This window comes from Micromonospora sp. NPDC047620 (assembly GCF_043205005.1).
Taxonomy (GTDB): domain Bacteria; phylum Actinomycetota; class Actinomycetes; order Mycobacteriales; family Micromonosporaceae; genus Micromonospora.
This window is the reverse complement of record NZ_JBIDDG010000002.1, coordinates 1-20,752: the sequence shown is the minus strand read 5'-3', so window position 1 is coordinate 20,752 and position 20,752 is coordinate 1. Positions and strand designations below refer to the sequence as shown.

The following is a 20,752-nucleotide window of genomic DNA, read 5'->3' as shown; positions in this document are numbered from 1 at the left end:
GCCCGGCGTGGCACGCTGGTCAGCGTGTCCACGCTGCGCGACCTCGCCGAGGAGCACACCCGCCTCCGTCCGGCCGACATCGACCACCTGCACCGGATCGCCGGCGACTGGCAGTTGCTCTCCGACCTGTCCTTCGCCGACCTGCTGCTCTGGGTGCCCGTGGACGGTGACGGGACGTACCTCTGCGTCGCCCAGGTCCGGCCGACGACCGCCCCCACCGCGTACCTGGACGACCAGGTGGGGCGGATCGTCGGCGGGCCGGAGGTGGCCCACCTGGAGGTGGCCCACCGGCAGGGCCGGATCTGGCGGGAGGGCGACCCGGTCTGGTACGGCGACGTGCCCGCCCGGCACGAGGCGATCCCGGTCCGGCTGCGTACGACCGACGGCGAGGCCGGCGAGGTGGTCGCCGTGGTCGGGCGGGACACCAACCTCTCCACCGCGCGCACCCCGAGCCAGCTGGAGCTGAACTACCTCACCACCGCCGACGACCTGGCGCAGATGATCGCCGACGGCACCTTCCCGCCGCCGCGCCACCCGGGGGAGACCACCTCGGCGCCCCGCGTCGGCGACGGGCTGGTCCGGCTCGACGCCGGCGGCAAGGTCACCTACGCCAGCCCGAACGCGCAGTCGGCGTACCGGCGGCTCGGCTACGCCTCGCACCTGGTGGGCGAGGACCTGGCGGCGCTGCACCGCCGGCTGGCCGGCGACCCGCTGGAGGGGACGGACGCGGCGAACGGCATCCTCGCCGCCCTGCGCGGCGAGGCGCCGCCCCGTCGGGAGATCGACGCCCGCGGCGCCACGATGCTCACCCGGGCGCTGCCGTTGATGCCCGCCGGGGTGCCGATCGGCGCGCTGGTGCTGGTCCGGGACATCACCGAGGTACGCCGCCGTGACCGCGCCCTGATCACCAAGGACGCCACCATCCGGGAGATCCACCACCGGGTGAAGAACAACCTCCAGACCGTCGCCGCCCTGCTGCGCCTCCAGGCCCGCCGGGTGTCCATGCCGGAGGCCCGGGTCGCCCTGGAGGAGTCGGTACGCCGCGTCGCCTCCATCGCGCTGGTGCACGAGACCCTCTCCCTGTCCAGCGACGAGGCGGTCGAGTTCGACGGCATCGTGGACCGGGTGGCCAGCGCGGCGACCGAGGTGGCGGCGGCCGAGTCGACGGTCGGGATGCGGCGGACGGGCAGCTTCGGGGTGCTTCCCGCCGAGGTCGCCACGTCGTTGGTGATGGTCCTCAACGAGCTGCTGCTCAACGCCGTCGAGCACGGCTTCCCGCCGGCCGCCGAGGCGGCCGCCCCGCCGGACGCGGCCGGCGCGGTCGGCGCCGCGCCCGAGGTGGTGGTGTCGGCGCACCGGTTCCGGAAGATGCTGCACGTCTCGGTGACCGACAACGGGCGCGGGCTGCCGCCGGACTTCGACGCCGAGCGGGGCGGCAACCTCGGTCTGCAGATCGTCCGGGCGCTGGTGACCGGCGAGCTGCGCGGCACGATCGAGCTGCGCGACGGCGCGAACGGCGGCACCGAGGCGACGCTCGTCGTGCCGCTGGCCCGCACCGCCCCGGAGGGCCGCACCGCCGGCTGATCAGCGGGTGGGTCGGGTCAGCGGGTGAGCAGCGCGACGGTCAGACCGGGGCGGTGCCAGACCCGTTCGACGGTGTAGCCGGCGCGCAGCGCGTCGCCCTTGGCGCCCGGCACGGCGGCCAGCGGGTCGTCGCGGCGGCCGGCCACGACCAGCCAGACCCGCTGCGCGCCGGCCAGGCACTCGGCCGGCTGGGCGCACTCGGCGGCCCACAGGTCGCCCCGGCGGGCCTGGTCCTCGGTGGCCAGCACGTCCCGGGGGCGGCGGTCGCCCAGGTGGTAGCCGAGGCCGAGGTCGAGGAAGAGCCAGCTCTCGCGGGGCGAGTAGACGACGGCGTCCCCCGGCCGCTGGCCGTCGGCGACGACCCGGGCCGCCCCGCGGTAGTCGATCGGGGCGCTGCGTGGCCACTCGTGCGTCCGCCGCAGCGCCGCCTGGTCGGGCAGGCCGAGCAGCCCGGCCAGGGCCACCACGGCCAACGCGGGCGGCAGCGGCACCGTCGCGAGCGCCGCGCCGGCCAGCAGGCAGCCGAACGGCACGACGAAGAACAGGTAGCGGGACACCCAGAGGGGCACGACGGCGCCGGCGGCGAAGAGCAGCAGCACCGGCAGCAACACGGCGCACCCGGGCAGCAGGGCGCGCCGGCCGAGTCCGGCCGCCCCGAGCGCCGCCAACCCCACCAGCAGCCCGCCCACCACGCCGCTCTGCGCCACCCCGCCCGGCAGCGCCGTCAGGTCGGTCAGCCGGACCGTGTCCACCCAGTCGAGCTGCCGGGACCGCTGGCCCCTGGCCAGCAACACCAGCGGGGTCACCAGCAGCGCGGCCGGCACCAGGGCGAGCGCCCAGCGCAGCGGGCGGCTCGGCGGCCCCTCGCGGTGGGCGGCGAGCACCGCCACCGCGTGCGCGGCGAGCAGGGTGAGGGCGACCAGGTGGGTGAGCCCGAGGGCGGCCACGGCGGCGGCGTACGCGGCCCAGCGGGGCCACCCGGGCCGGGCCAGCGCCTCGACCAGGAGCAGGGTCGCCAGCACCGCGAAGAACGCGGCCAGCGCGTACGGGCGCGCCTCCTGGCCGTACCGCGAGGTGCCGGGGAGCACCGCGAGGAGCAGTCCGGCGAGCAGCCCCGCCCGGGTGCCGGCCAGCCGCTGCCCGAGTACGGCGGTCAACCCGGCGGTGGCGGCCATGGCCAGCGCGGCGGGCAGCCGCAGCGCGGCGACCGAGTCGCCCGCGAGCGCCACCCAGGCGTGCATGAACAGGTAGTAGGGGCCGGTCGCGGCGTCGATGGTGCCGGCGAGCCGGACCAGGTCCCCGGGTGACCGGGTCGCCGCGCTCCAGGTGGCCAACTCGTCGCGCCACGGTTGCGCGTGGCCGATCCCGGTCAGCACGACGGCCAGGGTGGCCAGCGTCGGGCCGACCCAGACCAGGCGGGGCGCGCGGACCGGCCCGCCGGGCGCGTCGCCGGCGGGCGGCGGCGCGGTCAGCCGGCCCGGACCGCCGGCAGACAAATCAGAAGAACCGGTCACATATCGCAGCGTCACACAGCCGGGCCGTGCCGTTGTGCCGGTCCCCGGATCAGCGGCCGGCGTCGTTCCCGGGGCGCGTCGCCCGTGATGTGGGATCACGCACGCGCTCGTTGGTCGGCCCCCACCCGGTGTGGCAGCATGACTCCATGACCGCCGCCGTCGTCCGCCGCTTCGTGGCCCGCCGCCACGTCGACTACGGCCGCGTGCGCAGCGCCATCTGTCCGGCCCACTGACGACGCCCGACCAATCTGTCTCGGGCGCGCCCACGCGCCGGCTGTTCCGACACCGTTGTCCCCAGCCCGTCCCGTACGGGCCGGCCGCCGCGCCCGCGCATCCCGAGGCACCCCAGACAACGGAGGACGCCGCCATGGCGGTCAGCAGCATCCCGGCCCGGGCCGGAGACCCGACGGCCCCCCGACCGGCCCGGACCCCGCGCCGCCCGCGCGGCGAGGGCCAGTGGGCGCTCGGCCACCGCGAACCGCTCAACGCCAACGAGCGGATCAAGAAGGACGACGACCCGCTGAACGTGCGGGCCCGGATCGAGAACATCTACGCCCACCACGGTTTCGCCTCCATCGACCCCCAGGACCTGCGCGGCCGGTTCCGCTGGTGGGGGCTCTACACCCAGCGCAAGGCGGGCATCGACGGCGGCCGGACGGCCGTGCTGGAGCCGCACGAGCTGGAGGACGAGTTCTTCATGCTCCGGGTCCGGGTGGACGGGGGCGAGCTCAGCCTGGCGCAGCTGCGGGTGGTCGCGGAGATCTCCCGCGAGTTCGCCCGGGACACCGCCGACATCACCGACCGGCAGAACATCCAGTACCACTGGATCCGCGTCGAGGACGTGCCGGAGATCTGGCGCCGGCTGGAGTCCGTCGGCCTGCAGACCACCGAGGCGTGCGGCGACTGCCCCCGGGTCGTGCTGGGCAGCCCGGTGGCCGGCGTCGCCCGCGACGAGCTGGTCGACCCGACGCCGGCGGTCGACGAGATCGTCCGCCGGCACGTCGGCGACAAGGAGTTCTCCAACCTGCCGCGCAAGTTCAAGACCTCCATCTCCTGGCTGGTCGACACGCCCTACGAGACGAACGACATCGCGTTCCTCGGCGTGGACCACCCGGACCACGGCCCGGGCTTCGACCTCTGGGTGGGCGGCGGGCTGGCCACGAACCCGATGCTGGCCCAGCGGCTCGGCGTCTGGGTGCCGCTGGCCGAGGTGCCGGACGTCTGGGCCGGCGTGGTCGGCATCTTCCGCGACTACGGCTACCGCCGGCTGCGCAACCGCGCACGGCTGAAGTTCCTCGTCGCCGACTGGGGCGTGACGAAGTTCCGCGAGGTGCTGGAGAAGGAGTACCTGGGCCGCGCCCTGCTCGACGGGCCGGCCCCTCAGCTGCCCGACAAGCCGGTGGACCACATCGGCGTGCACCCGCAGCGTGACGGGCGCAACTACGTCGGCGCCGCCCCCGTGGTCGGGCGGGTCTCCGGCGGGCAGCTCGCCCGGCTGGCCGACGTCGTCGAGGCGCACGGCAGCGACCGGGTGCGGCTCACCCCGTACCAGAAGCTGCTGGTGCTCGACGTGGCGCCGGAGCGGACCGACGCGCTGGTGCGGGCGCTGCGGGAGATCGGGCTGGAGGCGCAGCCGTCGGCCTGGCGGCGCGGCACCATGGCGTGCACCGGCATCGAGTACTGCAAGCTGGCCATCGTCGAGACCAAGGCCCGGGGCGAGGAGCTGGTGGCCCGGCTGGAGGAGCGGCTGCGCGACTTCGACGCCGACATCTCCATCCACCTCAACGGCTGCCCCAACGCCTGCGCCCGCACGCAGGTCGCCGACATCGGCCTGAAGGGCCAGCTGGTGGTCGGCCCGGACGGTCGCCAGGTGGAGGGCTTCCAGGTCCACCTCGGCGGCGGGCTCGGCATGGCCGAGGGGCAGACCGCCGGCTTCGGCCGCAAGCTGCGCGGCCTGAAGACCACCGCCGACGAGCTTCCGGAGTACGTGGAACGCCTCGCCCGGCGCTACCTGGCCGGGCGGGAAGCGGGCGAGACGTTCGCCAACTGGGTGATCAGGGTCGACGAGGAGGAACTCCGATGAGCGAACGAGTCAGCCGGCCGAGTGTCGTGGAGCGCCGTCGCGGCGCCGGCCACAGCGGGGTGACGCGATGAGCGAGACCCGTTCCGCGCCGCTGTACTGCCCCTACTGCGGGGAGGAGAACCTGCGGCCGAGCGAGGCCGGCCACGGCGCCTGGGAGTGCCACGCCTGCGCCCGGGTGTTCTCGGTGAGGTTCACCGGCCTGCTCGGCCGGGCGGTGGCCCGGTGAGCGGGGGCGCCTCGCCCGGCCCGGGAAGCCGATCCGGCAGCACGGGCGACCCGTCGGGCCTCGTCTCCGCGGCGGGCCTGGGCCTGGTCGGCGTCGGCGGCCCGAAGCCGGGCGACCCGGCGCGTCGTGACCCGGACGAGCTGCGCGCGTTGGCCGAGGAAGCCGGGCGGGAGCTGGAGGGCGCGCCCGCGCTGGAGATCGCCCGCTGGGCGACCGCGACCTTCGGCGACCGGTTCTGCGTCACCAGCTCGATGGCCGACGCCGTGCTGGCCCACCTGGTCTCCCGGGTCGCCCCCGGGGTGGACGTGGTCTTCCTCGACACCGGCCTGCACTTCCCGGAGACGCTGAAGGTCCGCGACGAGGTGGACCGGACGCTGCCGGTGAACGTCCGGTCGATCCGGCCGCGGCTGACCGTTGGCCAGCAGGACGGCGAGTACGGCCCCCGGCTGTTCAACAAGTCCCCCGACGACTGCTGCCAGCTCCGCAAGGTCGAGCCGCTGGAGCGGGCGCTGGCCGGGTACGACGCCTGGGCCGCCGGGCTGCGCCGGGACGAGTCGCCGACCCGGGCGAACACGCCGGTGGTGACCTTCGATGCCCGCCGGGGCAAGGTCAAGGTCAACCCGATCGCGGCCTGGCGGCAGGCGGACGTGGACGCCTACGTCGCCCGCTGGAACGTGCCGGTGAACGAGCTGTTCAGGCAGGGCTACGGCTCGATCGGCTGCTGGCCCTGCACCCGTCGCACGAAGGCGGGGGAGGATCCGCGGGCCGGCCGGTGGGCCATGTTCGAGAAGACCGAGTGCGGCCTGCACGTCTGACCGGGCCGGACCTGGCCGCTCCCGCACCGGGGGCGCCCGGGCCGTGGGGGGCGGCCGACCCCGTGGTCCTGGTCGCCCACGGCAGCCGGGATCCGCGGGCCGCCGAGGCGACCCTGGCGCTGGCCCGGGCGGTGGCGACCGCCCGGCCCGGCACGCCGGTGCTGGCGAGCTGGCTGGACCACACCGAGCCGGGACCGGCCGCGGTGCTGCGGGACCTGGCCGGCGCCGGGCATCCCCGGGCGGTGCTGGTGCCGCTGCTGCTCACCGCCGCCTACCACCGGCGGGTGGACATCCCGGCGGCGGTGGCGGCGGCCCGCGCGGCGGGGCCGCCGATCGCGGTACGGGTGACCGACGTGCTCGGCCCCGCCGACGGCGAGGTCGACGGCGGGCTGCTGGCCGGCCTGCGCCGGCGGTTGGGCGAGGCGGAGCCGGGGCGGTTCGACGGGCTGGTGCTCGCCGCCGCGGGCACGAGGGACGCCCGGGCGCGCGGGTCGGTGGGGCGGGTGGCCGCGGCGCTGCGCGCCGGTTTCGGGGTGCCCACCCGGGTGTCGTACGCCTCGGCCGCCCCGCCAGCCGTCGACGCGGCGGTGGCCCGGCTACGTGCCCGGGGCGCCCGGCGGGTGGCGGTGTCGGCCTACTTCCTGGCCCCCGGCCTCTTCCACGACGCCGTGGCCGGGGCGGCGCGGGACGCCGGCGCGGTGGCGGTGTCCGCCCCGCTGACCGACGCCCCGGAGTTGGCCGACGTGGTCCTGCGGCGCGTCGACGCCGCCCGGGTGGCCGGGGTCACGGCCCGACCATGATCGGGAAGGCGCCCTGGTGGGTAGGTGAGCGGGGTGCGGACAGCGAGACGCCCCGGCGGGCGGACCCGGCCGGGGCGTGCAGCTGTGGTGCGTGGGATCAGGCGGAGTGAGCGCGCAGCACCCGGAGGCCACCGCGGCGCTTCACGGCGCGCCGCTCCTCCTCGCTCATCCCGCCCCAGACGCCAGCGTCCTGACCGGACTCCAGCGCCCACTGCAGGCACTGGTCGGTCACGGAGCAGCGCCGGCAGACGGCCTTGGCCTGCTCGACCTGCAGGAGAGCCGGTCCGGACGTCCCGATCGGGAAGAACAGCTCCGGGTCCTCGTCGCGGCAGACAGCATGGTGACGCCAGTCCATGGCGGCAACACTCCTCATTCTGGGTGGGTGGCAGATATTGCTTTGGTGCTTTTCCTATATGCATCCGCAGCGCCGACGGTGACGGTTCGCGTCCGCTTATTCGGCAGTGCGTGAGCAGGCTCTTGTTGGCCCCGCGGACCTGCTGGAACAGCTCAACCTGTCGAGCATATCCAGGCAATGTCCCGGTAACTCAAGTTCGCTTGTGAATACTTTCACGAACGCTCGGGATGTCAAGGGTGGCGCTCGGAAAAACTCCAGGCGGTGAGCAAGCCCACAACCCATTTGTCCGGATTCCGGCGTCTTCCCGGTTACCCGGCGTACCACAGTCGAGGATCAATATAGTACAGTCCGCGTGACATTGCTGACATTTCCGGCACCTGCCTCTCGGTGTGGCGGCCGCTCCGGTCGGTGCGGTCGTCGCCGCGTCGACCTACGGCAGTACCCGAGACCTAGCAGATTACTCTCAGTGCGGCGGGGATGGATGTGAATCTGACTTTCTCCCGCTCGCCGAGATAGTCGCCGTCGAGCTGGAACGCCTGTGGGCGGGCCGAGAGCAGGGTGAACTCCGCGACGTCGTGCAGCCGCAGCACCTGGCGGCCGTGCGGGTCGGGCGTCCTGCCGAAGAACTGTGTCACCGTCCGTGTCGTACTGGCGACCCGGAGCTGCCGCAACGCCAGCACGTCCAGGCCCAGGTCGAACGACGCCTCCGGGTTCGGGTTGACCTCCCGGTCGCCCAGGTACGTCCACGGCGCGGTGTTCTGGATGATGACCGTGGCCAGCTCGCCCTCCGCCGGCTCGCCCGGCCGCTCCAGGCTGATCGCCGGATGCCGTCGGTCGGAGTTGAGGAAGTACTGGGCGACCGTGGCGCGGAAGTAGAGCGCGGGGGTGGAAACCCGGCCCCGCCGGCGGGCCTGCTCCACCCGGTGGATGACCGCCGCGTCGACGCCGAAGCCCGCGCAGAAGGTGAAGTAGCGGTCGTCGGCGCGGCCGAGCCCGATGGTCCGGTACCGGCCCAGCCGCAGGCCCTCCAGGATCATGCTGGTCCCGTCCGGCCAGTCCCGGGGCAGGCCGAGCGCCCGGGCGAAGACGTTGGTCGAGCCTCCGGGCACGGTCGCCAGGGCGGGGAGCCGCTCGGCCGGCGAGGCGGCGCCCGGCATGGTCGGCGGGTCGGCCGTCATCAGGCCGTTGACCACCTCGTTGACCGTGCCGTCGCCACCGAGTGTGACGACGACGTCCACGCCCTCCTCGGCCGCCTCCCGGGCGAGGTCGGTCGCGTGCCCGCGCCGGCGGGTGTAGCGCACGGAGAGGTCGACTTCGCTGCGCAGCGCCCGGACCAGCACGTCCCGGCTGCGCTCGCTCGTGGTGGTGGCCTTCGGATTGACCACCAGGACGGCCCGCATGGGCGGCACTGTACCGCGCGGTAGCCCGGGTATCGTGGCGCGCGTGACCATCGACTCGGACCCGACTCCCGTCACCCTCCGCTGGGCGGTCCGGCTGCTGCGGGGCGAGGCGGTCGCCGTGGGGCTGGTCGCCGCGTGGCTGGTCTGGGCCGATCTCACCGCCACCACCACCGACCTCACCTCGGCGTTGCTGGTGACCGCGTTCGCGGTCGGTGCGGCGGCGGCGCTCTGGGCGCTCGGCGGCGCGCTGGCCCGGCGGCGGGCGGGCGCCCGCGCCCCGGCGATCGTGCTCCAGCTCATGCTGCTGCCGGTGGGGTGGTTCATGGTCCAGGGCGGGGTGGCCTGGCTCGGCGTGCCGCTGATGGCGCTCGGTCTCGGCGTCACCGCGCTGCTGGTGAGCACCCCGACCACGCGGGCCCTCGGCTTCGAGTGACGCCCCGCCAGGGGTGCCGGAGCGTCCGGCGGCGCACCGCCGGGGGCGGGCGGTTCAGTACCCGGAGGCGCGCCGGGTGAGCAGCGAGATGGTGGCCCGGCCGTCGGCGGCGCTCGCGGACGCCGACGTGGTGAGCGCGGTGAGCACCTTCCAGGCGAACGACGACTCCGCCGGCAGCGTGGCGCCCCGAACGGTCGGCACCGTCACCTCGACGGTGAGCGCGTCGTCGGTGACCGCGAACCGACAGTCGAGTTCGGCGTCGCGGGTGGCGATGGCGAGCAGCATGGCGCACGCCTCGTCCACGGCGATGCGCAGGTCCTCGATCTCGTCGAGGGCGAACTGGAGCCGCGCCGCGAGCCCGGCGGTGGCGGTACGCAACACCCCGAGGTAGCCCCCGTCCGCGGGCACGGTGAGGTGCACGACGTCGTCGTCGGTCGTCGGCTGCCCGGTCAGTTGAGTCACCACTCATCCCCCCGGTCGGGGACTCTACCCGCTCGGTCGCCCGGACGGGTGAGGGCCGCCACGTGCCTGCGCGGCCAGGCCGGCCAGGGCGTCCCCGCTGAGCCGGTAGGGGACCCACTCGGACATCTGCCGCGCCCCGATCGAGGCGTAGAAGCCGGCGGCCGGGTTCCAGTCGATCATCCACCACTCCAGCCGCTGGTAGCCCCGCTCCACGCAGATCGCGGCGAGGGTCGCCAGCAGCAGCCGCCCCGCGCCGGTGCCCCGGGCGGCCGGGCGGACGTAGAGGTCCTCCAGATAGATGCCGTGCGCCCCGGCCCAGGTGGAGAAGTTGAGGAACCACAGCGCGAAGCCCACCGGCTCGTCGTCGGCGTCGACGGCCACGTGCCCGAAGAGCGCCGGGGCCCGGCCACGACTGCTCCAGCTCGGGGCGTCTGACGCCGCGCCGCGACCTGGAGCAGTCGCGAACAGGGCGTCGGTGAGCTGTTCCTCCGTGAGGTGGCACTCGTCGGGGGCGCGTTCGTACGCCGCCAACTCGTGCACCATGGCGACGACGGCCGGCACGTCCCCGGGACGTGCCGGCCGGATCGTCGGCGGACCGGCGAGGCTCACGCCTTCTTGGTCTCCCAGAAGATCTTGGAGATCTCGTCGATCTTCTGCAGCAGCTCGTCGGCCTTGGCCGGGTCGGTGCCGCCCTTCGCGCCGGCGGCGCCGGCCAGCTTGGTGGCCTCGTTGAACAGCTGGTGCAGGTGCGGGTACTTCTCGAAGTGGGCCGGCTTGAAGTAGTCGGTCCAGAGCACCCACAGGTGGTGCTTCACCAGGTCGGCGCGCTGCTCCTTGATCAGGATGGCGCGGGTGCGGAACTCCGGGTCGGTGTTGGCCTGGTACTTCTCGCAGATCGCCTTCACCGACTCGGCCTCGATCCGGGCCTGAGCCGGGTCGTAGACGCCGCAGGGCAGGTCGCAGTGGGCGCTGGCGGTCACGCGGGGCGTAAGGATGCGCGGAAGTCGCATCAGGATCCTCCTGGGAAGTTTGCGATGATCCACCACGACATTACTCCTGGACGTGCGCCGAGAGGCCGGGTGGAGGTGAACCGATGGGGGTGGCTCACCCGGCAGGGGCACCCCGGCTGCGGTGGCCGCTGACCGCCGTGCTGGTGACCGGTCCGTCCATGTCGCCCACGCTGCGGCACGGCGACGCGGTGCTGGTCCGCCCCGGCGGGCGGGCCGTCCGTCCCGGCGACGTCGTGGTCGCGGTGTTCCGCAGCCGCCCCGAGCTGCTCGTGGTCAAGCGCGCGGTCCGCGCCGAGGACGGCGGCTGGTGGCTGGCCGGCGACAACGACCTCGTCACCGACGACTCCCGGGCGTACGGGGTGGCCGACGTGCGGGGCCGGGTGGTGGCGCGCTACTGGCCCCGCCCCGGACGGGTGCGTCGGCGTCGGTTATGACCCCGCTCACATCGGTGACGGTGGCGACACTATGCTCGGGGCGTGCCCGGGTGACCCCCGCACCGCGTGTCGCCGCTGGGCGCCTCACCTCGCGCCCGCGCCGGCCGCTCCGTCTGCTCGACAGATCCTGGAGTCACCATGTCATCGTCCACCGTGGACCCCGCTGATCCCGTCTTCCGGCTGCACCGGGGCGGCAAGATGGCCGTCGCCTCGACCGTGCCGCTGACGAGCCGGGAGGACCTCTCCCTCGCGTACACCCCGGGTGTGGCCCGGGTCTGCGAGGCGATCGCCGCCGACCCGGGCGTCGCCGACGACTACACCTGGGCCGCGCACACCGTGGCCGTCGTCACCGACGGCTCGGCCGTACTCGGGCTGGGCAACATCGGCCCGCGCGCGGCGCTGCCGGTGATGGAGGGCAAGGCGGTGCTGTTCAAGCAGTTCGCCGGCGTCGACGCCGTGCCGGTCTGCCTGGACACGCAGGACGTGGACGAGATCGTCGCGGTGGTGCGGGCGCTGGCGCCGTCGTTCGGCGGGATCAACCTGGAGGACATCAGCGCCCCGCGCTGCTTCGAGGTGGAGCGCCGGCTCGACGAGGCCCTGGACATCCCGGTCTTCCACGACGACCAGCACGGCACCGCGATCGTCGTGCTCGCCGCGCTGCGCAACGCCGCCACGCTCCTCAACCGCAAGCTCGGCGACCTGCGGGTGGCGGTCAGCGGCGCCGGCGCCGCCGGGGTGGCGGTGACGAAGATGCTGGTCGCCGGCGGCGTGGACCCGGACCAGGTGGTGGTCTGCGACTCCAAGGGCATCATCGGCCGGCACCGGGCCGGGCTGACCGGCACGAAGGCCGAGCTGGCCGCGATGACGAACGCCGACGGCCGCGAGGGCGACATCGCCGAGGCGCTGCGCGGCGCGGACGTGCTGATCGGCGTCTCCGGCGGGCAGATCCCGGAGCACGCGGTGGCCGGCATGGCGGCGGGGGGCATCGTCTTCGCGCTGGCCAATCCGACGCCCGAGGTGCACCCCGAGGTGGCCGCCCGGCACGTGGCCGTCGTCGCCACCGGCCGCAGCGACTACCCCAACCAGATCAACAACGTGCTGGCGTTTCCGGGCGTGTTCCGGGGCGCGCTGGACGCTCGGGCCACCCGCATCACCGACGGCATGAAGGTGGCCGCCGCCGACGCCATCGCGGGCGTCGTGGCCGAGTCGCTCACCGCCGAGGCGATCGTCCCGTCCCCGCTCGACCCCCGGGTCGCCCCCGCGGTGGCCGAGGCGGTCGCCGAGGCCGCCCGCCGCGACGGCGTCACCCGCTGAGCGTAGGGGCCCTTCCGTGTCGCCCGGGCGACACGGAAGGGCCCCTCCACACACCTCGGGCACCGGGAGAAGCCTTCTTGTCGCCCGCTCGGCTTGTTACCGTGCCGATCATGCGTGCCGCCTTCGCCTCCCGCTTCGACGATGCCAACCCGCTCGCCGCGCTCACCGTCGGCGAGCAGCCCGAGCCCACCCACCCGGCCGACGACTGGGTGACCGTGCAGGTGCGGGCCAGCTCCCTCAACCACCACGACCTCTGGTCGCTGCGCGGCGTGGGGCTGCGCGCGGAGCAGCTGCCGATGATCCTCGGCTGCGACGCCGTCGGGGTGGACCCGGACGGCAACGAGGTCGTCGTCTACCCGGTGGTCGCCACCCCGGGCGACCCGCGCGGCGTCTCCATCCTCTCCGAGCACATCCCCGGCACGCTGGCCGAGCGGGTCGCCGTACCCCGGTCCAACCTGGTGCCACTGCCGGCGGGCCTGGCGGCGACGGACGCGGCCTGCCTGCCGACCGCCTGGCTGACCGCGTGGCGGATGCTGACCACCGTGGGTCGGGTCGACGACGCCGACGCCGTGCTGGTCCAGGGCGCCGGAGGCGGCGTGGCGACCGCGGCCGTCGCGCTCGCCGCGGCGATGGGCAAGCGGGTGTACGCGACCAGCCGCGACGCCGGCAAGCGGAAGCGGATCGCCGAGCTGGGCGCCACCGCCGTCGAGCCCGGCGCCCGGCTGCCCGAGCGGGTCGGCGTGGTGATCGAGACGGTCGGGGCGGCCACGTTCGACCACTCGCTGAAGTCCGCCGCGCCGATGGCCCGGATCGTGGTCTCCGGCGCGACCGCCGGGCACGAGCCGAAGGTCAACCTGCGCCGGGTCTTCGCCATGCAGCTGGAGATCCTGGGCACCTCGATGGGCACCCCCGACGAGTTGTCCGCCCTGCTCGCGTTCTGCGCCGAGCGGGGGGTGCGCCCGGTGGTGGACACCGTCGTCCCGTTCAGCAGGGTCGCCGACGCCTTCGCCCGCCTGCACTCCGGCGAGGTCTTCGGCAAGGTCGTCGTCGACCACACCGCCTGACGGCCCCCGGCGGCCGCGCCCGCTCGCCGTCCGGCGGGGGCGCGGCCGCTCAGAGGTGGTTGTCGAGGATGGCGATGTCGTGGCGGGCGGCGTCGGTGGGGATGCGGCGCTTGGCGGCCTCGTCGCCGTAGAGGGACCAGCGCAGGAACTCGACCGTGGTGTCCGAGACCACCCGCAGGGCGTCGCCGTCGCTGAGCAGGGCCCGGCCGTGGTCGCCCTTCGGCAGGCTCAGCATGGCCTTCGGCCAGGGCACCTTGTCGTAGGCGGCCTTGCCGGCGGCGTACTCGACCACCTCGTCGGCCTCGCCGTGCACGAAGAGCTGCGGCGCGGCGGCGCCCGCGAAGGCGGTGCCGACACCGAGCGCGGTGCCGGCGAAGACCACGCCGGCGTCCAGCCGTTCGTCGCGGCCGGCGGTGAAGAGGCCGATCGTGGTCACCCCGCCGGCCGAGTGCCCGGCCGCGGCCACCCGGTCGGTGGCCAGCCGGCCGCGCAGCGGGTCGCCGCTCCGGCCGTCGAGGGCGAGCACCTGGGTGAGCGCGTACGACACGTCGGCGGGCTGGTTGAGCACGTCGAGGACGTTGCCGTCACCGCCCCGCGCGGTGTGCGGGAAGGTCGGGGCGGCCACCACGAACCCGGCCGCCGCCCAGCGGGTCAGCAGCGTCTCGTAGTCGGCCGGCCGCCCGTTCAGGCCGTGGCTGAACATGACGACGGGAAACCTCCCCCTGGCGGCCGCCGTCGAACGCTCCGGCTGCCCGCCGGCCTCCCCGGCCGCGGGGTACCAGAGGGTCACCGGCAGCGGCCGGTCCCCGTCGCGGTTCAGCTCGAGCTGTCGTACGCCGACGGCGAACGCCTTCTCGGGGGCGGTGCCGGCGGGCACCAGCGGCGCCGGGGTGCTCGCCTTCGGCGACTCGACGGGAGCGGCCGGGCGGGCGACCGGACCGGCGTCAGCGGAGCAGCCGACCAGACCGGCGGCGAGCAGGGCCGTGGCGAGCAGGGCGGGGGTGGCGCGACGCGACATGGCTCCGATTGTGCCTCGCCGCGCCACCCGCCCCACCCGGGATCGACGCAGCGCACCGGCCGCGTGACCGGCTCGTACCGGCTCGTCCGACTCGGGTGCCGGACGCGCGACCGAGGCGGGCCCGCTCGCCCGGTTCGCCGGTCGCCCGGGCGTCAACCGGTCACGGGCGGGGCATCGGCGACGGCGGCGCGGAGGCGGGCCAGATCGGCGGCGTCCTTGGGGCGGCGGGGGCGCCCCGGCATCCAGACGGGAAACATCTCCTTGAACTCGATCTGGGCGGCCACCGAGATCACCGGGACGGCCAGCGGGCCGATCCGGCCGGGCGGACCGGTCAGCATGCCGTCGGGCAGCGGGGTGCCCGCCCACGGGCCGGCGCCCACCACCACCCGGCCGGCCGCGTCCCGCGCCAGGTACGCGACCTCACCTCGACGTCGTCGCGGACCAGGTCGAGCTGAAGGTGGACGGGCATCCTCGGGTCTGGCCGCCAACCGTGCGCCCGCAGCAGGCCCGCCAGCCGCTCCGCGTCGGCACGCCAGCAATACCAGTCGACGTCGACGTGCGGCCGGGTCACCTCGCCCAGGTGGAAGTCCATCGCCCAGCCGCCCCGCAGCCACACCTCGACGCCGGCCGTCGACGCCAGCCCGGCCAGCTCGGCGATGCCGTCGAGCTGTCGCCCCGTCAGACCGTCCACGGCGGCACCGTAGCCCGGCGGCCCTCGCCGCACCAGAGCGTTACCCGTACCGGGGGCGTCCAGGGCGGCCGGTGCGGCGGTCAGCGGGCGGAGCGGGTCTCGAACGCCGTCACGCCCGGAAGGCGGGCACCGCCGGGCAGGCGCCGGCCGGCGTCCGGGTCGCCGTAGAGGGTCCAGCGGAGGAAGTCCGTGGTGGTGGCGAGGACCTGGTCGAAGCCGGGCCGCCCCGGGGTCAGGTACTCGCCGTGGCCCTGACCGAGCAGGCTCAGGAAGGCGGCCGGGCCGGCCGTGCGGTCGTACGCGGCCCGGCCGACCGACGCCGGCACGATCGGGTCGGCCGTGCCGTGCACGAACAGCAGCGGCGCCGCCGGGCCGGCGAAACTGCCCGCCATGCCGCCGCCGGCGATCACGATGCCGGCCCGCAGCCGCCCCGACCGTCCCGAGGTGAACATCCCCGCCGAGGTGAAGCCGCCCGCCGAGTGGCCGGCGGCGGCGAAGCGGGTGACGTCGAGGTGCCCGGCGAGCGGGTCACCGCGCCGGGCGTCGAGCCGCACCAGGTGCCGGACGAGCCGCCAGCCGTCGGCCGGCTGGTGGCGTACGTCGGCGCGGCTGAACCGGGGCGTCCCGCGCCGGGTGTGCGGGTAGGCCGGGGCGGCCACCACGAAGCCGGCGGCGGCCCAGCGCGCGGTCAGCCCGGCGTGCAGCTCGGGGAGGCTGTGCAGCCCGTGGCTGTAGACCACCACCGGGAACCGGCCCGCCGCCACCGCCTCCCCGTCCGCCGGGTACCAGACGGTCACCGGGAGCGGCCGAGCCGAGGTGGGGTCGACGGTGAACGTCCGCACCCCGACGGCGTACGTCGTCTCGGGGGCCGGACGGGCCGGCGGCGCGCCGCTCCCAGGCGCGGCGGTGGCCGGCGCGCAGCCCGCCAGCAGCGCCGTCATCAGCACGGCGACCAGCCGCTTCGCCCCCACCGTTCCACGGTAGGTGCCGGGTCGTCCGGACCGTCCCCACCGTCCGGCCGGACACTCCCGTCGGCCGGGCGGATCCCGTCCACCGGCCGGCCCGACCTGGAGCGGGCGGCGCGTGACGGACTACGGGGCGGTAGCGACTTGGCTAGGGTCACCGGCATGCCTGAGAACCACACCGACCCGAGCGGCAACACCGCGGCGTTCCGCGCCTTCGCCAACACCGCCGAGCCCGAGGCACCGGCCGGCGCCTCCCGCACGCCGCTGCTCGTCGGCGGGGCGACGGTCGCGGTCGTGCTGGTCGCCCTCCTCGCCTGGCTCGCCCTGAGCTGAACGGCGTGCTGCCACCGGGCGACCCGGAGCCGGGCGCGGGGGAGGCGCCACCCGACGCGGCGCGTCCGGAGCGCGGCCCGGGCCGGTGGCGGAACCTCCGCTCCCGCCTTCGTGGCCTGCACCGGCGCACCGCCGTCATCGGCCTGGTGCTGCTGGTCGCCGGGCTGACGAACGCGGTGGCCACGGGGGCGTACAAGTGGCACCTGCACGCGAAGGCGGAGCGGCTGCGGGCGGACGGCGTTCCGGTCCGGGCCACCGTGACCGACCGGCGCGACAACGTCGGGCGCGGCGGCGGCACCGACACGGTCCGGGTCTGGTACGTCTACGAGGGCGTCCAGCACAACCGGCGGATCCGCTGTGGCTCGGCCGGTGGCTGTCTCCACGAGCCGCCGGAGGTGATGACGCTCTGGGTCGACCCGGAGCGCCCCGCGGAGTTCGTGGCCGCCAACGGCAACACCGACGACTCGGTCTTCTTCCTCAACTCCTGGGGCGGCATCCCGTTCGGGCTGCTGGTCGCCGCGTTGGGCGGGGCATTCGTGTTCACGGCCCTCGTCCCGACGGGGATGTTCGACCGGCCCACACCCGTGCGACTCCGCAGAGGGCCCGGACGCGACCGGGTCCGGCGCACCCGGGCCGCGCGGCGTCGCGGGAAGACTCGGCGCTGAGGCCGGCGGCGACCGCGCGCCGACCTCGACCGCCGGCGGGGAACAACGCACCGACCCGCCCGGGCCGTGCCGGAGGTGGTCGGTCAGCCGACCGCGTCGACCACGGCCCGCGTCTGGAGGGCGATTTCGCGTTCCTCGTCGGTGCCGAGGACGCAGACCGTCACCTCGGCACCCTCGGGTGAGATGACCCGGTCGCCGCTGCCGGCGTTGCGCTCCGGGTCCACCGCGATGCCGAGCCGGTCCAGGCCGGCCAGCGCGGCGGCGCGCACCGGCGCGGCGTGCTCGCCGACTCCGGCGGTGAAGGCGATCGCGTCCACCCGCCCGAGCAGCGCGTAGTACGCCCCGACGTAGCCGGTGATCCGCCGGCAGTAGACGTCGAAGGCGAGCATGGCCGCCGGATCGCCGTCCGCCCGGCGCCTGAGGACCTCGCGCATGTCGTTGGCGCCGGTCAGCCCGAGCAGGCCGCTGCGGTGGTTGAGCAGGTCGTCGATCTCGTCGACGGAGAGCCCACCCTCCCGGCGCAGGTGGAAGATGACGGTCGGGTCGAGGTCGCCGCTGCGGGTGCCCATCACCAGGCCCTCCAGCGGGGACATCCCCATCGAGGTGGCCACGCTCCGGCCGCCGGCGACCGCGCAGGCGCTGGCCCCGTTGCCCAGGTGCAGGGTGATCGTGTTCACCTCCACGTACGGCTGGCCGAGCAGCTCGGCGGCGCGCCGGGACACGTACGCGTGCGAGGTGCCGTGGAACCCGTACCGCCGGATGCCGTACCGCTCGGCGGTGTCCCGCTCGACCGCGTAGGTCGCGGCGGCCTCGGGCAGCGTGGTGTGGAACGCGGTGTCGAAGACGGCGACCTGCGGCACGTCCGGCAGCGCGGCCAGGGCGACCTCGATGCCGGTCAGGTTGGCGGGGTTGTGCAGCGGCGCGAGCGGGATCAGGTCGCGGATCGCGGCGAGCACCGCGTCGTCGACCAGGACGGGCTCGCCGAACCGCTTGCCGCCGTGGACCACCCGGTGCCCGACGGCGGCCAGCCCGGCCAGGTCGAGCCCGGCGAGGATCTCCCGGACGGCGGTCTCGTGGTCGGCCGGTCCGCCGCCCGGCTCGCCGACCCGCTCCACGGTGCCCCTGTCGAGCACCCGGTCGCCGTCGAAGAGTCGGTACTTCACCGACGACGATCCGCAGTTGAGCACGAGCACCCGGCTCACGGGCGCCTCCTTCCGGCGGTGGCCGGGCCGACCCGGGCGCTCATGACAGCACTCCGCTTCGCTGCGTGCCGCCATGAGGCACCGTCGCACTGAGCCTGCTGATTCGCTCGCTTCGCTCGCTTCGCTCGCTCATGACGACTCCTCGGCCGCGGCCTGGATGGCGGTGATCGCCACGGTGTTCACGATGTCCGGCACGGTGGCTCCCCGGGACAGGTCGTTCACCGGCCGGCGCAGGCCCTGCATCACGGGCCCGACGGCCACCGCCCCGGCGGAACGCTGCACCGCCTTGTACGTGTTGTTGCCCGTGTTCAGGTCGGGGAAGACGAAGACCGTGGCCCGGCCGGCGACCGCGCTGCCGGGCAGCTTCGTCGCCGCGACCGCCGGGTCGATCGCCGCGTCGTACTGGATCGGCCCCTCGACCAGCAGGTCGGGGCGGCGCTCCCGGACCAGTTTCGTGGCCGCCACGACCTTCTCCACGTCGGCGCCCGCCCCGGAGCTGCCGGTGGAGTAGGAGAGCATGGCGACCCGCGGCTCGATGCCGAACCGGGCGGCGGTGTCCGCCGAGGAGATGGCGATGTCGGCGAGCTGGGCGGCGTCCGGGTCGGGGTTGACCGCGCAGTCGCCGTAGACCAGCACCCGGTCGGCCAGCAGCATGAAGAAGACGCTGGAGGCGACCGACACCCCCGGCACCGTACGGATGATCTCGAAGGCCGGCCGGATCGTGGCGGCGGTGGTGTGGGTCGCCCCCGAGACCATCCCGTCGGCGTGCCCGGTCTGCACCATCAGCGTGCCGAAGTAGTTCGGCTGGGCGACGATGTCGTGCGCCAGCTCGGTGGTGACCCCCCGGTGGGCGCGCAGCTTCGCGTACTCGACGGCGAACTCGTCGCGCCACTCGCTGGTGACCGGGTCGACCACCCGCGCGCCGGTGATGTCGATGCCCAGCTCGCGGGTCCGCCGCACGACGTCGTCGGGACGCCCGAGCAGGGTGATGTCGGCGACGCCCCGGCGCAGCAGGATCTCCGTCGCCCGCAGGATCCGCTCCTCCGCCCCCTCGGGCAGCACGAGGTGCCGGCGCCGGGCCCGGGCCCGATCGATCAGGTCGTTCTCGAACATCAGCGGGGTGACCCGCCCGGAGCGGCTGACCCGCAGCCGGCGGGCCAGGTCGTCGGTGTCCACGCAGCGTTCGAACGCGCCGAGCGCGGCCTCCACCTTGCGCGGGTTGGCCGCGGTGGGGCGGCCCTCGATCCGGCTGGACGCGGCCACCGTGTCGTAGCTGTCGCTGGGCACGGAGAGCACCGCGAGCCCGGTGCTCAGCCCCTCCACCAGCCGCATCGCGCGCGGGTCCGGCTGCTCGCCGAGGGTGAGCACCACCCCGGCGACCGAGACCTGCCCGGCCACGTGCGCCGCGCTCGCCGCCACCAGCAGGTCCGCCCGGTCCCCGGGGGTGATCACCAGGGCGCCCTCGGTCAGGTGGTCCAGCAGCGTCGGCACGTGCGCCGCGCCGACCACGTAGTCGAGCACGTCGCGGCCGAGCGCGTCGTCGTCCCCGGCCAGCAGCGTGGCGCCGAGCGCCGCCGCCACCTCGGCCACCGTCGGCGCCGACACGGTCGGCACCTCCGGGATGGCGTACGCGGGGACCGGCAGGTCCGGCAGGGCCATCGGACCGGGCACCCGGTTGGCGACGACCGCCAGCACCGTCGCCCCGAGGTCCTCCAGATCGTGGTACGCCCCGCGCGCCGCCGCCGCGATCGCCGCCGGCTCCTGCCCGAAGCCGTCGACCACGGGCACCACCACGCTGCCGAACTCGGTGGCCAGCCGGGCGTTGAAGGCCAGCTCGCGGGGCCCGGCGCCGTCGCCGCCGTCGGCGAAGTCGCTGCCCACCACGACCACCGCCGGGCAGCGCCGCTCGACCTCCCGGTAGCGCGTGACGATGCCGGCGATCAGTTCCTCCCGCCGCCCGTCGGCGACCAGCGCGGTGGCCTCGGCGTACGTGGTGCCGCTGAGGTCGGCCAGCGGCAGCCCGATCCGGTACCGGTCGCTGAGCAGGGCGAGGATCGGGTCGGGGCCGTGCCCGCCGACCAGCGGCCGGAACGCGCCGATCCGCTCGACCTGCCGGGACAACAGCTCTGCCAGTCCGAGCGCGACGGTCGACTTGCCACCGCCGGATCCCACGCTGGTCAGGTACACACTCCGAGCCACGCACCCACCCTAGAAGATCGCGGCCTCCTCGGCCCGGGACCTTAGCCCCACCCGCCCGGGCCATTGATCATGAAGTTGTTGTCGCCCGCCTCGGGGCGGTTTCTAGGGTTCAGTGCAACTGATCTTGGTTGTGCTGGGGGGTGTTGGTGGCCGCGCCGGGTGTGTTGACGTTTGGGCATCGTCAG

Annotated in this window: 23 protein-coding genes; 11 read left to right on the top strand and 12 right to left on the bottom strand. The window is 75.0% G+C overall.

What is annotated here, in order from left to right:
* Window positions 1-24 precede the first annotated feature (24 nt).
* Complete coding sequence (locus tag ACGF5C_RS02375; protein ID WP_393295988.1) at window positions 25-1,584, top strand: histidine kinase N-terminal domain-containing protein; 1,560 nt, start codon at window positions 25-27, stop codon at window positions 1,582-1,584.
* Window positions 1,585-1,601: 17 nt separating this feature from the next.
* Here ACGF5C_RS02375 and ACGF5C_RS02370 read toward each other — a convergent pair whose 3' ends face one another.
* Window positions 1,602-3,056, bottom strand: coding sequence for a glycosyltransferase family 39 protein (locus tag ACGF5C_RS02370; RefSeq protein ID WP_393296477.1), 1,455 nt, complete (start codon window positions 3,054-3,056; stop codon window positions 1,602-1,604).
* Between the two features lie 409 nt (window positions 3,057-3,465).
* Between ACGF5C_RS02370 and ACGF5C_RS02365 the strand changes: the two genes are divergently transcribed.
* The 4 genes from ACGF5C_RS02365 (at window position 3,466) to ACGF5C_RS02350 (ending at window position 7,022) form a co-directional block, all read left to right on the top strand.
* A complete protein-coding gene (locus tag ACGF5C_RS02365) occupies window positions 3,466-5,181 on the top strand; it encodes a nitrite/sulfite reductase (protein WP_393295986.1) in 1,716 nt (571 codons plus the stop codon).
* A gap of 67 nt (window positions 5,182-5,248) precedes the next feature.
* Window positions 5,249-5,407 (top strand): hypothetical protein, encoded by a 159-nt coding sequence (locus ACGF5C_RS02360; protein ID WP_393295984.1) that lies wholly within the window; start codon window positions 5,249-5,251, stop codon window positions 5,405-5,407.
* Entirely contained in the window at window positions 5,404-6,222 is an 819-nt protein-coding gene (locus ACGF5C_RS02355) for a phosphoadenylyl-sulfate reductase (protein WP_393295982.1), read from the top strand. The genes ACGF5C_RS02360 and ACGF5C_RS02355 overlap by 4 nt, the downstream gene beginning before the upstream one ends.
* Entirely contained in the window at window positions 6,204-7,022 is an 819-nt protein-coding gene (locus ACGF5C_RS02350; protein WP_393295980.1) for a sirohydrochlorin chelatase, read from the top strand. Before ACGF5C_RS02355 ends, ACGF5C_RS02350 begins: the two co-directional genes overlap by 19 nt.
* Before the next feature lie 97 nt (window positions 7,023-7,119).
* On the opposite strand, the gene ACGF5C_RS02345 is transcribed toward ACGF5C_RS02350, so the two are convergent.
* Both ACGF5C_RS02345 and ACGF5C_RS02340 read right to left on the bottom strand, forming a co-directional pair.
* Window positions 7,120-7,377, bottom strand: a complete 258-nt coding sequence (locus ACGF5C_RS02345) for a WhiB family transcriptional regulator (RefSeq protein ID WP_007072794.1) — start codon at window positions 7,375-7,377, stop codon at window positions 7,120-7,122.
* A 449-nt stretch (window positions 7,378-7,826) separates the two neighbouring features.
* Window positions 7,827-8,777 carry a diacylglycerol/lipid kinase family protein gene (locus ACGF5C_RS02340; protein WP_393295978.1) on the bottom strand — a complete coding sequence of 317 codons (951 nt, stop codon included), beginning with the start codon at window positions 8,775-8,777 and terminating at the stop codon, window positions 7,827-7,829.
* Here ACGF5C_RS02340 and ACGF5C_RS02335 point away from each other — a divergent pair.
* On the top strand, window positions 8,776-9,210 hold the full coding sequence (locus ACGF5C_RS02335; protein WP_393295976.1) for a hypothetical protein: 435 nt from the start codon (window positions 8,776-8,778) through the stop codon (window positions 9,208-9,210). The genes ACGF5C_RS02340 and ACGF5C_RS02335 overlap by 2 nt on opposite strands.
* Before the next feature lie 54 nt (window positions 9,211-9,264).
* Here the strand turns inward: ACGF5C_RS02335 and ACGF5C_RS02330 are convergent, their stop codons facing one another.
* The 3 genes from ACGF5C_RS02330 to sodN form a co-directional block, all read right to left on the bottom strand.
* The gene (locus ACGF5C_RS02330) at window positions 9,265-9,672 is read right to left on the bottom strand and encodes an ATP-binding protein (protein WP_350703755.1); all 408 of its coding nucleotides are present in this window, start codon (window positions 9,670-9,672) and stop codon (window positions 9,265-9,267) included.
* Window positions 9,673-9,696: 24 nt separating this feature from the next.
* The gene (locus ACGF5C_RS02325; protein WP_393296475.1) at window positions 9,697-10,215 is read right to left on the bottom strand and encodes a GNAT family N-acetyltransferase; all 519 of its coding nucleotides are present in this window, start codon (window positions 10,213-10,215) and stop codon (window positions 9,697-9,699) included.
* Window positions 10,216-10,277: 62 nt separating this feature from the next.
* Entirely contained in the window at window positions 10,278-10,682 is a 405-nt protein-coding gene (gene sodN / locus ACGF5C_RS02320) for a superoxide dismutase, Ni (protein WP_357462334.1), read from the bottom strand.
* A gap of 83 nt (window positions 10,683-10,765) precedes the next feature.
* On the opposite strand from sodN, the gene ACGF5C_RS02315 reads away from it, so the two are divergent.
* The 3 genes from ACGF5C_RS02315 to ACGF5C_RS02305 all read left to right on the top strand — a co-directional run bounded on the left by ACGF5C_RS02315 (window position 10,766) and on the right by ACGF5C_RS02305 (window position 13,494).
* A complete protein-coding gene (locus ACGF5C_RS02315; RefSeq protein WP_393295974.1) occupies window positions 10,766-11,116 on the top strand; it encodes a S24 family peptidase in 351 nt (116 codons plus the stop codon).
* A gap of 138 nt (window positions 11,117-11,254) precedes the next feature.
* Complete coding sequence (locus tag ACGF5C_RS02310; RefSeq protein ID WP_393295972.1) at window positions 11,255-12,430, top strand: NADP-dependent malic enzyme; 1,176 nt, start codon at window positions 11,255-11,257, stop codon at window positions 12,428-12,430.
* Window positions 12,431-12,531: 101 nt separating this feature from the next.
* On the top strand, window positions 12,532-13,494 hold the full coding sequence (locus tag ACGF5C_RS02305; protein WP_393295970.1) for a zinc-binding dehydrogenase: 963 nt from the start codon (window positions 12,532-12,534) through the stop codon (window positions 13,492-13,494).
* 49 nt (window positions 13,495-13,543) lie between these two features.
* Here ACGF5C_RS02305 and ACGF5C_RS02300 read toward each other — a convergent pair whose 3' ends face one another.
* The 4 genes from ACGF5C_RS02300 to ACGF5C_RS02285 form a co-directional block, all read right to left on the bottom strand.
* Entirely contained in the window at window positions 13,544-14,512 is a 969-nt protein-coding gene (locus ACGF5C_RS02300) for an alpha/beta hydrolase family protein (protein WP_393295968.1), read from the bottom strand.
* A gap of 152 nt (window positions 14,513-14,664) precedes the next feature.
* Entirely contained in the window at window positions 14,665-14,850 is a 186-nt protein-coding gene (locus tag ACGF5C_RS02295; protein WP_393295966.1) for a hypothetical protein, read from the bottom strand.
* Window positions 14,844-15,203 (bottom strand): nucleotidyltransferase domain-containing protein, encoded by a 360-nt coding sequence (locus ACGF5C_RS02290; protein WP_393295964.1) that lies wholly within the window; start codon window positions 15,201-15,203, stop codon window positions 14,844-14,846. Before ACGF5C_RS02290 ends, ACGF5C_RS02295 begins: the two co-directional genes overlap by 7 nt.
* A gap of 80 nt (window positions 15,204-15,283) precedes the next feature.
* A complete protein-coding gene (locus ACGF5C_RS02285) occupies window positions 15,284-16,174 on the bottom strand; it encodes an alpha/beta hydrolase family protein (protein ID WP_393295962.1) in 891 nt (296 codons plus the stop codon).
* Between the two features lie 156 nt (window positions 16,175-16,330).
* Here ACGF5C_RS02285 and ACGF5C_RS02280 point away from each other — a divergent pair, with 156 nt between their 5' ends.
* Together ACGF5C_RS02280 and ACGF5C_RS02275 are read left to right on the top strand one after the other, a co-directional pair.
* On the top strand, window positions 16,331-16,501 hold the full coding sequence (locus ACGF5C_RS02280; RefSeq protein WP_393295961.1) for a hypothetical protein: 171 nt from the start codon (window positions 16,331-16,333) through the stop codon (window positions 16,499-16,501).
* A 5-nt stretch (window positions 16,502-16,506) separates the two neighbouring features.
* Window positions 16,507-17,166, top strand: coding sequence for a DUF3592 domain-containing protein (locus tag ACGF5C_RS02275; RefSeq protein WP_393295959.1), 660 nt, complete (start codon window positions 16,507-16,509; stop codon window positions 17,164-17,166).
* Window positions 17,167-17,249: 83 nt separating this feature from the next.
* Here the strand turns inward: ACGF5C_RS02275 and ACGF5C_RS02270 are convergent, their stop codons facing one another.
* Window positions 17,250-18,368 (bottom strand): acetate/propionate family kinase, encoded by a 1,119-nt coding sequence (locus ACGF5C_RS02270; RefSeq protein ID WP_393295957.1) that lies wholly within the window; start codon window positions 18,366-18,368, stop codon window positions 17,250-17,252.
* Window positions 18,369-18,497: 129 nt separating this feature from the next.
* The gene (pta, locus tag ACGF5C_RS02265) at window positions 18,498-20,567 is read right to left on the bottom strand and encodes a phosphate acetyltransferase (RefSeq protein ID WP_393295955.1); all 2,070 of its coding nucleotides are present in this window, start codon (window positions 20,565-20,567) and stop codon (window positions 18,498-18,500) included.
* Between the last annotated feature and the right edge of the window lie 185 nt (window positions 20,568-20,752).

What these genes read in the sequence shown, in the direction of transcription:
- ACGF5C_RS02310 (WP_393295972.1), top strand. Translation starts at nt 11,255, where the DNA reads ATGTCATCGTCCACCGTGGACCCCGCTGATCCCGTCTTCCGGCTGCAC.
- ACGF5C_RS02300 (WP_393295968.1), bottom strand. Translation starts at nt 14,512, where the DNA reads ATGTCGCGTCGCGCCACCCCCGCCCTGCTCGCCACGGCCCTGCTCGCC.
- ACGF5C_RS02335 (WP_393295976.1), top strand. Translation starts at nt 8,776, where the DNA reads ATGGGCGGCACTGTACCGCGCGGTAGCCCGGGTATCGTGGCGCGCGTG.
- ACGF5C_RS02365 (WP_393295986.1), top strand. Translation starts at nt 3,466, where the DNA reads ATGGCGGTCAGCAGCATCCCGGCCCGGGCCGGAGACCCGACGGCCCCC.
- ACGF5C_RS02340 (WP_393295978.1), bottom strand. Translation starts at nt 8,777, where the DNA reads ATGCGGGCCGTCCTGGTGGTCAATCCGAAGGCCACCACCACGAGCGAG.
- ACGF5C_RS02315 (WP_393295974.1), top strand. Translation starts at nt 10,766, where the DNA reads ATGGGGGTGGCTCACCCGGCAGGGGCACCCCGGCTGCGGTGGCCGCTG.
- ACGF5C_RS02325 (WP_393296475.1), bottom strand. Translation starts at nt 10,215, where the DNA reads ATGGTGCACGAGTTGGCGGCGTACGAACGCGCCCCCGACGAGTGCCAC.
- ACGF5C_RS02295 (WP_393295966.1), bottom strand. Translation starts at nt 14,850, where the DNA reads ATGCTGACCGGTCCGCCCGGCCGGATCGGCCCGCTGGCCGTCCCGGTG.
- ACGF5C_RS02345 (WP_007072794.1), bottom strand. Translation starts at nt 7,377, where the DNA reads ATGGACTGGCGTCACCATGCTGTCTGCCGCGACGAGGACCCGGAGCTG.
- sodN (WP_357462334.1), bottom strand. Translation starts at nt 10,682, where the DNA reads ATGCGACTTCCGCGCATCCTTACGCCCCGCGTGACCGCCAGCGCCCAC.
- ACGF5C_RS02280 (WP_393295961.1), top strand. Translation starts at nt 16,331, where the DNA reads ATGCCTGAGAACCACACCGACCCGAGCGGCAACACCGCGGCGTTCCGC.
- ACGF5C_RS02360 (WP_393295984.1), top strand. Translation starts at nt 5,249, where the DNA reads ATGAGCGAGACCCGTTCCGCGCCGCTGTACTGCCCCTACTGCGGGGAG.